The organism is Bacillus sp. FSL K6-1012, assembly GCF_037964915.1.
Taxonomy (GTDB): domain Bacteria; phylum Bacillota; class Bacilli; order Bacillales; family Bacillaceae; genus Bacillus; species Bacillus halotolerans.
On the sequence record NZ_CP150175.1, the window covers coordinates 208,607 to 220,000 of the forward strand.

The 11,394-nt window shown below is 39.6% G+C and carries 11 protein-coding genes, 4 tRNA genes and 1 rRNA gene (1 of these 16 running past the window's edge); 12 read left to right on the plus strand and 4 right to left on the minus strand.

Annotated features, from left to right (window positions below; all coding sequences use genetic code 11):
• Positions 1–2: 2 nt before the first annotated feature.
• From NSS75_RS01240 to NSS75_RS01260, 5 genes are all read left to right on the plus strand, one after another.
• A complete protein-coding gene (locus tag NSS75_RS01240; protein ID WP_339235463.1) occupies positions 3–338 on the plus strand; it encodes an XkdW family protein in 336 nt (111 codons plus the stop codon).
• Positions 335–499, plus strand: a complete 165-nt coding sequence (locus NSS75_RS01245; protein WP_010330111.1) for an XkdX family protein — start codon at positions 335–337, stop codon at positions 497–499. The genes NSS75_RS01240 and NSS75_RS01245 overlap by 4 nt, the downstream gene beginning before the upstream one ends.
• Positions 500–586: 87 nt before the next feature.
• Positions 587–1,480, plus strand: a complete 894-nt coding sequence (locus tag NSS75_RS01250; RefSeq protein ID WP_339235467.1) for a phage portal protein — start codon at positions 587–589, stop codon at positions 1,478–1,480.
• 49 nt (positions 1,481–1,529) lie between these two features.
• Entirely contained in the window at positions 1,530–1,952 is a 423-nt protein-coding gene (locus NSS75_RS01255; protein ID WP_103031448.1) for a holin family protein, read from the plus strand.
• A gap of 42 nt (positions 1,953–1,994) precedes the next feature.
• A complete protein-coding gene (locus NSS75_RS01260; RefSeq protein ID WP_339235471.1) occupies positions 1,995–2,966 on the plus strand; it encodes an N-acetylmuramoyl-L-alanine amidase in 972 nt (323 codons plus the stop codon).
• A gap of 51 nt (positions 2,967–3,017) precedes the next feature.
• Here the strand turns inward: NSS75_RS01260 and NSS75_RS01265 are convergent, their stop codons facing one another.
• A complete protein-coding gene (locus tag NSS75_RS01265; protein ID WP_044430364.1) occupies positions 3,018–3,482 on the minus strand; it encodes an SMI1/KNR4 family protein in 465 nt (154 codons plus the stop codon).
• An 18-nt stretch (positions 3,483–3,500) separates the two neighbouring features.
• Entirely contained in the window at positions 3,501–5,264 is a 1,764-nt protein-coding gene (locus NSS75_RS01270) for a T7SS effector LXG polymorphic toxin (protein ID WP_339235474.1), read from the minus strand.
• 209 nt (positions 5,265–5,473) lie between these two features.
• On the opposite strand from NSS75_RS01270, the gene NSS75_RS01275 reads away from it, so the two are divergent.
• Both NSS75_RS01275 and NSS75_RS01280 read left to right on the plus strand, forming a co-directional pair.
• A complete protein-coding gene (locus tag NSS75_RS01275; protein ID WP_339235477.1) occupies positions 5,474–6,604 on the plus strand; it encodes a Rap family tetratricopeptide repeat protein in 1,131 nt (376 codons plus the stop codon).
• On the plus strand, positions 6,604–6,735 hold the full coding sequence (locus NSS75_RS01280; protein ID WP_268287869.1) for a hypothetical protein: 132 nt from the start codon (positions 6,604–6,606) through the stop codon (positions 6,733–6,735). Before NSS75_RS01275 ends, NSS75_RS01280 begins: the two co-directional genes overlap by 1 nt.
• Before the next feature lie 255 nt (positions 6,736–6,990).
• Here the strand turns inward: NSS75_RS01280 and NSS75_RS01285 are convergent, their stop codons facing one another.
• Positions 6,991–8,007, minus strand: coding sequence for an NAD-dependent epimerase/dehydratase family protein (locus NSS75_RS01285; RefSeq protein ID WP_339235482.1), 1,017 nt, complete (start codon positions 8,005–8,007; stop codon positions 6,991–6,993).
• 128 nt (positions 8,008–8,135) lie between these two features.
• Positions 8,136–8,717 carry a Crp/Fnr family transcriptional regulator gene (locus tag NSS75_RS01290; RefSeq protein WP_040082402.1) on the minus strand — a complete coding sequence of 194 codons (582 nt, stop codon included), beginning with the start codon at positions 8,715–8,717 and terminating at the stop codon, positions 8,136–8,138.
• A gap of 755 nt (positions 8,718–9,472) precedes the next feature.
• Here NSS75_RS01290 and NSS75_RS01295 point away from each other — a divergent pair.
• From NSS75_RS01295 to NSS75_RS01315, 5 genes are all read left to right on the plus strand, one after another.
• Positions 9,473–9,547, plus strand: a tRNA-Gly gene (locus NSS75_RS01295).
• A 38-nt stretch (positions 9,548–9,585) separates the two neighbouring features.
• Positions 9,586–9,662 (plus strand) — tRNA-Arg (locus tag NSS75_RS01300).
• A 22-nt stretch (positions 9,663–9,684) separates the two neighbouring features.
• Positions 9,685–9,761: transfer RNA gene (locus NSS75_RS01305), tRNA-Pro, on the plus strand.
• 7 nt (positions 9,762–9,768) lie between these two features.
• Positions 9,769–9,844: transfer RNA gene (locus NSS75_RS01310), tRNA-Ala, on the plus strand.
• Positions 9,845–10,018: 174 nt separating this feature from the next.
• A 16S ribosomal RNA gene (locus NSS75_RS01315) occupies positions 10,019–11,394 on the plus strand (it continues 174 nt past the right edge of the window).

Consider the following 11,394-nt stretch of genomic DNA (forward strand, 5'->3'; position numbering starts at 1 on the left):
CAATGAATATAGGCGAAGCTATCCTTTATAAGTACCCGACAGCCGATCCTACAAAGGATTTTATCGTTCAGAATAATGGTGATGGAACTCCATCCTATATAGCGGAATGGAACATCAGGGCACCAATACCGACTCAGGAAGAATTGCAAGCTTGGTGGGAAGAATCGAAAAGTAATCCACCTTATGAGCCTCCTGATCAGGTCGAGTTACTTGCACAAGAATTATCGCAGGAAAAACTAGCTCGTAAACAACTTGAAGAATTGAACCAAACATTAGGAAATGCTCTGTCTGAAATAAAGCTGCAGCTGCTTTCCTTACAAGGGGAGAATAATCTATGAATTATTGGGTATTGGCTTTGTATTATAACTGGGCTACCGCTGAAATGGTGAAGCAGGCAATCCATTACAAAGATTGCTCACCCGAAGATTTACAGGAAGGAATAGAAAAAAATCTAATCACTGCAGAACAGTATAAAGAGATCACAGGAGAAGCCATTTAGGGCTTTTTATTTTGCCTGAAAGGGGTGAGCACGATGTAACGCCTAAGATTGACCGCTAAAGATCAACAATAACAAGGAGGATATCGAATGGTAAAGTATAGTTTTCAATTTCCAACAGATGCAGCCGGTAAGCCGGGAGCAGCCAAGCCATACAGAGAAGGAAACAGAGATTTTGTGGTGCCGGTGGCTGCCATTTCGGGTAATGCAGAGCTGCTGACAAACAAAGTCTTAAAAGCAACAGAGGTATATACACAGTATGGCCAAGATCGATTAGGTCAGGTCTTGATTTCCAAAATAAAAGGTCACGCTTATTCTGATCGTGAAGGAACCTTATTCATCGAAGAAAGTAATGATATGAATACATGGACCACAGTATCTTCCTTAGTGGTTAAGGCCGGGACACTTGGTGAGACTGAATGGATCCACTTAACCCAGCGATATTTCCGCTTCAGGTATGCAAACGGTAATCTGCAACAGTCTGATTTCTTACTTTATCAGTCGCTTGGTGCTGGGGAAGAAGATATAAATATTAAACAAGCTGTTCCAATTACGACAGCTGTTCCACTCACTATGCAAATAGATAAGAGCGGCTTAACGGATGATGGCCGCTTAAAAGTTCAGACTGAAGGCTTGAATCTCGGCTCATTAGACACTCAAGCAAAAACGATAGATGTTATTTTTCACGATAAAACAGAAACGATTGGGGAAGGTACTCCGTTCACTGTTGGATCATTTAAAACGTTGCTCATTGAGATTTATGGAACAGCTGAGACGAGTGAATTAATATTCTGGGGTAAATCCTTATCTGGGACAAAGCGAGCCCTTAGAGGGCAAAAAGTGGACGATGGCACGTTTGCCACTAGCACAAAAGGGAAGTCAGAAGCTTGGTCTTTTGATATTACCGGTTTTAAGGAAATCGTGATGGAACTTAAATCTTTGACGAATGGAAACTTTTCAGTAAGAGGGACGGCCGTCTCATAATAATAATCCGGCTGTCCTTTTATTTTGCCTCTAAGGAGGTGATCAAGAAATGGAGGAAACGAGTGTGTTTATTAACTTTGAAACGTTGGATTTAGCGAGAGTTTACCTGTTCGGGGGTGTTAAATATCTTGATTTGTTCTTAATTCTAACCATCATCGACGTAATAACCGGTGTGATCAAGGCTTGGAAATTCAAAAAGCTGCGGAGCCGAAGCGCTTGGTTTGGTTATGTCCGGAAAATGCTTAGTTTTCTGGTGGTCATCGTGGCAAATATCATAGATACAATTCTCAATCTGAACGGCGTCCTTACATTTGGAACCGTTCTTTTTTATATCGCCAATGAGGGGCTTTCCATTACGGAGAACCTTGCACAGATCGGCGTTAAGATTCCGGCCGCCATTACTGACCGACTTCACGTAATCGAAAACGACAACGAACAAACAAAAGACAAAGATGAACAAGCTGCTGGATAACTGGCAGCTTTTTTTATCTAAAAAGAATAGGAGAGGAAACATATGACAATCTCAGTTAAAAGGAATCTGGTATCAGAAGCTAGATACTCTTTGAAATGCCCAAATCATATGGATGCTGAATACATTACCATTCACAACACGGCAAACGATGCGTCAGCGGCTAATGAGATCAGTTACATGATTGGAAACACCAGTTCAACAAGTTTCCACTTTGCTGTTGATGACAAAGAGGTTATTCAAGGACTGCCGTTAAATCGTAACGCATGGCATACAGGAGACGGTACAAATGGCACCGGGAACCGTAAGTCTATCGGCGTTGAAATCTGCTACAGCGAGTCAGGAGGTGCTAAATACTACGCTGCTGAAAAGCTGGCCATCAAGTTTGTGGCGCAGCTGCTTAAAGAACGCGGCTGGGGTGTTGATCGAGTTCGCAAACATCAAGACTGGAACGGGAAATATTGCCCTCACCGTATTTTGTCAGAGGGTAGATGGGATGAAGTAAAAGCCGCTATTGCTGATGAATTAAGAAAGATCGGTGGCAAAAGCGCAGCGTCTTCAGGCGGTTCTTCAGAATCCGGAACAACATATACAGTCAAAAAAGGAGATACGCTTTCCGGAATCGCAAAGGCTGAGGGAGTAAGTGTGACAAATCTTCAGAGCTGGAATAACATTAAAGACCCGAATAAAATTACAGTTGGCCAAAAATTGAAACTGAAAGGATCCAGTACATCCAGCACTAAACCAAGCAGTAAAAAAACGTCATATCCGCTGCCTTCCGGAGTTATTAAAGTGACAAGTCCGATGACGAAAGGAACGAATGTCAGACAGGTTCAAAATGCTCTAGCGGCTCTTTACTTCTATCCAGACAAAGGGGCGAAGAATAACGGTATCGACGGCGTATATGGTCCGAAAACAGCAAATGCAGTCAAACGGTTCCAGTCAGTAAGTGGACTGACTGCTGATGGCATTTATGGGCCTAAGACTAAAGCGAAAATTGAATCGAAATTGAAGTAATAAAAAAGCCTCTCATATAATGAGGGGCTCTAAATTGTAATTAATTTTGACTTAATCGTCCCAGTCTTCATCTTCTTCCCAGTTTTCTTTTTTTTCAAGCAATCTTTTATAGAAAAATTCAATAAAGCTATCGGCTAGCTTGTCCTGGTATCCAAGCACTCTATCCCAAATAAAAACAGGACATTCATTATTACTGTTCATTTTGTTAGTATCTAAGGCATATGCAAAAAAATCTATATCTTCTATTACAACAAGTCCCTCAGATAAATTAAAATGATTACGATATTCTTCTGTGGTTTCAACTACAGAAGCTCCACCATAGTCAAACCCCAAAGTATCAATTCCGTATAAGCCACCAGAGCCAAAGTTTTTCAGAAACCATTTATAACTATCAGGAAGTTGTAATTGGAGCTCCTTCTCTATATTAATAATCTCTTCTTCACCTATTCCTCCAGTAAAATAACTGTCTGCTTTATTATCAGTTATAAATTCTATAGTTTTTTCATATAAGTCCATTGATATCTCTCATTCCTTTTATTTTTCATATTGTTTTGCTCTCCACTTCCAATACCTATCTCGGAAATTATCATATTGGGCTTTCAAAACTGGATCGTTTCTAAAGCTTTCGCCGTCAGATTTAAGCTTATGGATAATGCCGCTATATTTAGTATGTAAGCTATTTGGAATTTCAAGCATTGGGCCAGGTTCTTCTTGAATCAGGTGATGTAAATTAATCTGTGTGCCATCTTTTGCAAACGGAGCGTTACCATTTTTCATAAGTTGAAGATTCGTAAGACCTTTACGATTTTTTTGATTAAGGTCGATATCTTTCATCGTATATACTCTACGACTTACATCTTTAATTTTCCCTTTCGCCTTTACATTTCCCTTTATTTCATATGCTTCATACTTTTCTTTATTTAACCAAGGTGGATTTATCTTTTGCCCAGTAAACGGCTTTCTACTTTCATCTAATTTTTTAGCAAGCTGGAGCAGCCTGTCTTTTGCGCTAACATCGTTGATGACATTATAAGGCATGCCACCTGCTACAACTACATCTTCTCGTATGACAAACGGTTTAATTGCTGTTAGTGGATCAGGAGTTTCGTCTAGTTTTTTAAACACTTTTTTGACTGCAGCTTTTCCAGCTGTTTTCACTCCTATTTTAGCAACTGAACCAGCACCTTTTAAGCCAAAGATGTTTACTGCTGCATATGTAAACCAATGAGCCTTTGATTCTGTGTCACCGTTCTTTACGTCTCTTACATAGGAGGTTATAATTGCATCTTTAATTGAATTAAATGTGGAATCATAGTGATAAACTGCAACTGCAGAATTAATAAGCATGTCGACAGGATGATTGTGTGCCATATAGTCTAATGTTTCAGCTGTCATATCATAAAGAGCTGTAACAGTACCTTTGGCTCCAGCCATCAACTCACGTGTGTTTTCAATTTGTGTGAAATACCTCTGTTGATCTTTAGTAAGATTCTCAAAACCAATGGTTTTTGCCATTGAGTAAAATTCATCGGCATCGGCATAATCGTAGTTTTTTAGTCTTTCTTTCAGTTTTTCAATTTCTCGTTCTTTTTCTTCCTTCTTCTTAATCGTCAAATAAGCTTCTGTACGTTTTTCAATATCGCCTTTTTTCTTATGTATGTCGCTTTCTCTATACGCTTTGGCATTATAGTGAATAGGTGTAGCATTTTTCCCTTTGCCTGTTGATTCTTGAAGTTTTTTAAAATCTTGTTGAATGAATTGTTCGTTAGGCTCTGTTAATGCATATTCAGTTGTTAAATCATCATCAACTTGTCCAATTTTATCAATTGTTTTTTCACGTTTCTTATCTGCACTGGCAAGTTCAACTTTAAAGTTTTCTGTTGAAAACAACTCAAGTGGTAGGATATCGTCAATATCATTCAGAATGTCCTTCATTGCTTTCTTCTGTTCAGACATAATAGCCTTTGATTTTTTATAAGCATTTGCGAGTTCATGCTCTAAAAAAGACTCCTCGACGTATGCATCTGACAAGCTGGCTTCCTCTATAACTCCAGAGACACTTGTAAGGAAAGCAATTTTCATATCGATAAGATCAATCCATTGATCTGTAACACCCACATGATCATGATAAAATGCTTTGATATTGTTTGCACCTTTACCTGAAAACTCGCTGTCATCCAGGTTAGCTACGTCTTTAAATGCTTTTCTGAGCTTAACCATTTGTGATCTGAGTTCCTTGTACTCTTTTGCGCGTCTATCTGCTTCAGAAAGCAGTGATTTAGCTTCAAATACCTTCATGATCATATCCTTTCTTATCAAGCTTTGTGTTTCGCTGATTAACAAAATTTTACCATATAAAGATATCAAGAAATACAAAAAACCTTTTATTGGGAAAAAGAACTGCAACGAAACTAACCGAAGAAAATGTTTGCGGTTTTTTTGCGGCATAAACACTTTTTGGAAATGTTACAATATTACAAAAATAGACATAAGAGGGAGGGGTATGTATGGACCAAGTTTTACCGTCATCCCGAGTGGGAGTCAAGATCAATGAATGGTATAAAATGATTCGTCAATTCAGTGTTCCTGATGCAGAAATCTTAAAGGCGGAAGTGGAGCAAGAAATAGAGGAAATGGAAGAGGATCAGGATTTACTTGTTTATTATTCGTTGATGTGTTTCCGTCATCAATTGATGTTAGATTCATTGGAGCCAGAAGACAGATATCGGGACCGTCCCACAGTCGATGAACTACTTGAAAAAATAGAAAAACCACAAAAAAGACTTACAGGCCTTTTGAAATATTACTCATTATTTTTCCGAGGGATGTATGAATTTGATCATAAAGAATACGTTGAAGCGATAAGTTATTATCGTAAAGCCGAGGAAGAATTGACTGCAGTTTCAGATGAAATGGAACAAGCTGAATTTCATTATAAAATAGCAGATGCCTACTATCAAATTGATCAGCATTTTGTGTCCCTGAATCATTTGAAAAAAGCTAAGCATTTGTTTGAAAAGAATCAATTATATAAGGTGAAAGTGATCGGATGCAATATGATGTTTGGAGCTAATATGTACGATATGTACCGGCTGACAGAGGCGGAATCATATTACCGAGAAGCTTTAAGTGTCGCTGAGGGAATGAATGAGAAAAAGACAAAAAGGATCATTGGAGTGATCTTTCATAATTTAGGCTTAGTTTTTTTAAAGGCCCAAAACCTAAATGCAGCTGAAGAGCATTTCAAAAAAGCAATAGACATGAAAGAACATCTTGATACAGTGTATGGAGTAAGATCATTATATATGATGGCAAATGTACTTTACCAAAGCAACAAACCTAAGGAAGCACGTTTCTTTTATGAAACAGCTTTAAAACGGGCTGAAGATTCTAATGAAGAAGAATATATGGCGAAATTAAAGATCATTAATTCAATATATGAAGAATATAATGAAACAGAAGTAAATCGAAGCTTAGACTATTTGGAAAAGAAACGCCTGTGGTCTGATTTTGCAGAATTAACAGAAAAATTGGGTGACTTTCATTATGAGCAAAGAAACTATGCAGAGGGAAGAAGCTTCTTAAAGAGAACTATACATGCACAAACACAAATACTTAAGGTTACGGAGGCTATATAATGAAAAAATTTTTAATCAGCTCCGCTTTAATCGGTATTCTTTTTGCAGGTTTATTAAATGTGGAAAAGGTATATGATGCTATGAATGATTCTGGAACTTTCTATGTAGCCGAAAAAGCTATTAATATCTAAGTAATATTATCCTGTTAAACCCCATCTTTTTAAGGTGGGGTTTTTACACAATCCATTTATTCTTTTTCTTATCCCATTTTAACAAACGCTGCCTCATAAGATTCTTAACGGCTTCCCGTATAGCTCGTTCATTCTTCACAGTCTTTCTCATCAATTGATCCAACGAGGGATTTTTTCCGAAGTGGGTCATATTAAAAATAGGCGGTAAGTCTACTTGACCTTTATTTTATTGTCCAGTTAAGTGTAGCCGATTCATTATAAGGATTTTTTTCTTAGGCTAGCAAAAAACCGTTTAAAATACTCTTCTAATGCCACTTCACCCAACTTAGGCTTAAAATTCAAATCCTGTCTTGATGTAGTAAGGTCATAGTGTCTATTTATTCCACCATAATATAATTCCACCTGACTTCTAAGTAGTGATGGCTGAGTATTCTTTTCCTTTGCTTCAAATTCAAGTTTATCAGCTAAATGTAACAACTGTTCTTTAGTATATTTTTGTGGTATCTCAAGATTAGGGTTAAATTTTTTTGCAATTTTAATGATATCAGCTGAAGTTACAGGCTCTTCATTAGCCAAGATATATCTTGTACCCCTTACACCTTTTTGCGCTGCAGCAATCATACCTTTCACAACATCAGTTACATCTATTGGCGTCATTTCACTTATATAGTTAACTTTCATCTTTCCTAAAAGAATACTATCGAAGGCCAGTATGGTTGGAGTTTTCTTTAAAAACTCTCCACCAATCATTGCACCAGGAAGAACGCTAACCATATCCAAATCATATTTTTCTGCCAGGTCCCAAGCTGTTCTTTCAGCTCGTGCTTTTGAATCAAAGTATGCATTTCCATGACTGTTTTCAAGCCATGTAGTTTCATCAATTTTACCCTTTAAGTTTGTCTTGTCCAATGACAATGCTGCTACGGAGCTTACATATACTATTTTTCTTACATTTGCTTCTTTAGCAGCCTCCATTATATTTTGAGTTGCCTCAACATTAGGAATAATTATCTCTTTTTCAGGATCTTGTGCCCAATGTTTAAATACAGCAGCTACTTGATATAAGGTATTCACTCCATCAAGTGCTTTATGAAGTGAGTCTTTATCCCTCAAATCGGCATAGACGATCTCACAATCAAGGCCTATAAATGGTTCTTTGTCATTTAAATCTCGTACACCTGCTCTAACAGTTTCTCCTCTTTTTAATAATTCTCTTACCAAGTTGTTACCCAAATGACCATTTGCACCTGTTACCAAAGAAATTTTCTTCATAAATAAATCCTCCTTAATCAGTGATTACACCAGTCATCATAATGCGATAATAGCTTGTTGTAATTGACATATGTAAATTGCAATAAAAAAACACCAAATACTTTTATTTGATGTTTCCTAAAAACGTTTTATTCTATTTTCATACTTCTCTTAATTCTACTAAGTGAGCTTGCTCTAATTCCAACATAAGAAGCAATATATGATTGATTTATTCTACTTTCTAAAGAAGAATACTCTCTTTTAAACTCCATGTACCTTTCCAGTGCATCTTTCATAAGTAACGCCTGTTCTCGATTTAGCGTATCAACAAGAATCTTCTGAATATAATTAGTGAATATAATCTTCATTTGATTAGTTTTCTTCATACCTTGGTATATGGAATTATACGGAATAACTACGCAAATGCTGTCTTGCAGGCTTTCTACACTAAATCTAGCTTCTTCAACTCTTAATAAACCCTCTGCACAGGCAAATTCCGTTTCAGCTGCAAAACATTTTGTCACATCATTCCCTGAAGCATCTATATAATATCCTCTCATAATTCCTTTATGAATATAATACAGTGAAGAAACTCTTTGCCCCTGACTTAAAACAATTGTACCCTTTGGTACCATCTTTATATCAGCTGTTGAATTGAATAAGTATTTTAAATCTTCTTCCAACTCCAGCTTCAAACCAGCTTCAATATAATCACTCGGCTTATTAAGCATAATTCATCACCTCTCTAAACATATAAGGCATATCCTTTATCCATAATTTCACTATTATAGCATTTAACCATGTCAAGCAATATAATAGATTCTATTAAAATTCAATACAATCAACGATTAGCACTTATTGGGGTAGCAACACACATCCATCAACTTAAGAAATTGGCTGTTACCCAAAACGAAAAAATGAATTTGATTTTCATAAATCACTATCAAGAGATAAAAATTTCGTTTTGGGGGTACTTCAAAATATTAGCTTGATGGGCAGGGGGGTTGCTCCTACATATAGAGAATTGATGAATATGTTAGGGTTAACCTGACCAAGTTCAGTGAAAGGGTTGCTGGATGCACTAAGAAGAAAAGAATATGTAACTTGGGAAGCAGGATCACCAAGAACGTTGAAAATTGTTAAGTAAAAAAACATCTATATATAAGATGGTTTTTTATTTTGCCCTCGTATTCAGTTTTTAATGAAGTAGTTGCCGGGTTTAATTTCAGTTGTACGCCACCCTGGGTGGCAGAAAGGTGGCAAACACGATTATTCGCCACCTTTCTAAATTTGTTTAAATCGTATTGACATTTATCAAAACCCTGCTATAATTACTTTTGTTCTATGAAACCGGAGTTAAACTTTCAAGATGCTCTTCCATGGTAAGGAAGAGGTCAGCGGTTCGAGCCCGCTTGGAAGCTTTATTTAAATGCATTACTCTTACCAAGGTTTCTCAAAAAGGAGAAAGCTTTTTTTATTGCGATATGCGGAAGTAGTTCAGTGGTAGAACACCACCTTGCCAAGGTGGGGGTCGCGGGTTCGAATCCCGTCTTCCGCTCCATTTTTTCATCCCAACGGGATGTTGATACAAGTGAAAATGCGCCCGTAGCTCAATTGGATAGAGCGTTTGACTACGGATCAAAAGGTTAGGGGTTCGACTCCTCTCGGGCGCGCCATATATTTTATCAATATGGAAATCGGGAAGTAGCTCAGCTTGGTAGAGCACATGGTTTGGGACCATGGGGTCGCAGGTTCGAATCCTGTCTTCCCGACCATTTTTATGGGGCCTTAGCTCAGCTGGGAGAGCGCCTGCTTTGCACGCAGGAGGTCAGCGGTTCGATCCCGCTAGGCTCCACCAAAAAAGATTTAAAAAAGTTGTTGACTTTGAGGAAGCAACGTTGTATACTAATAAAGTTGCTTTAACAAAGTGATAAACAAAATGATCTTTGAAAACTAAACAAGACAAAACGTACCTGTTAATTCAAGTTTTAATATAAATCGCACAGCGATGTGCGTAGTCAGTCAAACTACTTTATCGGAGAGTTTGATCCTGGCTCAGGACGAACGCTGGCGGCGTGCCTAATACATGCAAGTCGAGCGGACAGATGGGAGCTTGCTCCCTGATGTTAGCGGCGGACGGGTGAGTAACACGTGGGTAACCTGCCTGTAAGACTGGGATAACTCCGGGAAACCGGGGCTAATACCGGATGCTTGTTTGAACCGCATGGTTCAAACATAAAAGGTGGCTTCGGCTACCACTTACAGATGGACCCGCGGCGCATTAGCTAGTTGGTGAGGTAACGGCTCACCAAGGCAACGATGCGTAGCCGACCTGAGAGGGTGATCGGCCACACTGGGACTGAGACACGGCCCAGACTCCTACGGGAGGCAGCAGTAGGGAATCTTCCGCAATGGACGAAAGTCTGACGGAGCAACGCCGCGTGAGTGATGAAGGTTTTCGGATCGTAAAGCTCTGTTGTTAGGGAAGAACAAGTACCGTTCGAATAGGGCGGTACCTTGACGGTACCTAACCAGAAAGCCACGGCTAACTACGTGCCAGCAGCCGCGGTAATACGTAGGTGGCAAGCGTTGTCCGGAATTATTGGGCGTAAAGGGCTCGCAGGCGGTTCCTTAAGTCTGATGTGAAAGCCCCCGGCTCAACCGGGGAGGGTCATTGGAAACTGGGGAACTTGAGTGCAGAAGAGGAGAGTGGAATTCCACGTGTAGCGGTGAAATGCGTAGAGATGTGGAGGAACACCAGTGGCGAAGGCGACTCTCTGGTCTGTAACTGACGCTGAGGAGCGAAAGCGTGGGGAGCGAACAGGATTAGATACCCTGGTAGTCCACGCCGTAAACGATGAGTGCTAAGTGTTAGGGGGTTTCCGCCCCTTAGTGCTGCAGCTAACGCATTAAGCACTCCGCCTGGGGAGTACGGTCGCAAGACTGAAACTCAAAGGAATTGACGGGGGCCCGCACAAGCGGTGGAGCATGTGGTTTAATTCGAAGCAACGCGAAGAACCTTACCAGGTCTTGACATCCTCTGACAATCCTAGAGATAGGACGTCCCCTTCGGGGGCAGAGTGACAGGTGGTGCATGGTTGTCGTCAGCTCGTGTCGTGAGATGTTGGGTTAAGTCCCGCAACGAGCGCAACCCTTGATCTTAGTTGCCAGCATTCAGTTGGGCACTCTAAGGTGACTGCCGGTGACAAACCGGAGGAAGGTGGGGATGACGTCAAATCATCATGCCCCTTATGACCTGGGCTACACACGTGCTACAATGGACAGAACAAAGGGCAGCGAAACCGCGAGGTTAAGCCAATCCCACAAATCTGTTCTCAGTTCGGATCGCAGTCTGCAACTCGACTGCGTGAAGCTGGAATCGCTAGTAATCGCGGATCAGCATGCCGC

Coding starts and splice junctions, on each gene's coding strand:
- NSS75_RS01280 (WP_268287869.1), top strand. CDS start 6,604: ATGAAAAAATTTTTAATCAGCTCCGCTTTAATCGGTATTCTTTTTGCA.
- NSS75_RS01285 (WP_339235482.1), bottom strand. CDS start 8,007: ATGAAGAAAATTTCTTTGGTAACAGGTGCAAATGGTCATTTGGGTAAC.
- NSS75_RS01265 (WP_044430364.1), bottom strand. CDS start 3,482: ATGGACTTATATGAAAAAACTATAGAATTTATAACTGATAATAAAGCA.
- NSS75_RS01250 (WP_339235467.1), top strand. CDS start 587: ATGGTAAAGTATAGTTTTCAATTTCCAACAGATGCAGCCGGTAAGCCG.
- NSS75_RS01260 (WP_339235471.1), top strand. CDS start 1,995: ATGACAATCTCAGTTAAAAGGAATCTGGTATCAGAAGCTAGATACTCT.
- NSS75_RS01255 (WP_103031448.1), top strand. CDS start 1,530: ATGGAGGAAACGAGTGTGTTTATTAACTTTGAAACGTTGGATTTAGCG.
- NSS75_RS01275 (WP_339235477.1), top strand. CDS start 5,474: ATGGACCAAGTTTTACCGTCATCCCGAGTGGGAGTCAAGATCAATGAA.
- NSS75_RS01245 (WP_010330111.1), top strand. CDS start 335: ATGAATTATTGGGTATTGGCTTTGTATTATAACTGGGCTACCGCTGAA.
- NSS75_RS01270 (WP_339235474.1), bottom strand. CDS start 5,264: ATGAAGGTATTTGAAGCTAAATCACTGCTTTCTGAAGCAGATAGACGC.
- NSS75_RS01240 (WP_339235463.1), top strand. CDS start 3: ATGAATATAGGCGAAGCTATCCTTTATAAGTACCCGACAGCCGATCCT.
- NSS75_RS01290 (WP_040082402.1), bottom strand. CDS start 8,717: ATGCTTAATAAGCCGAGTGATTATATTGAAGCTGGTTTGAAGCTGGAG.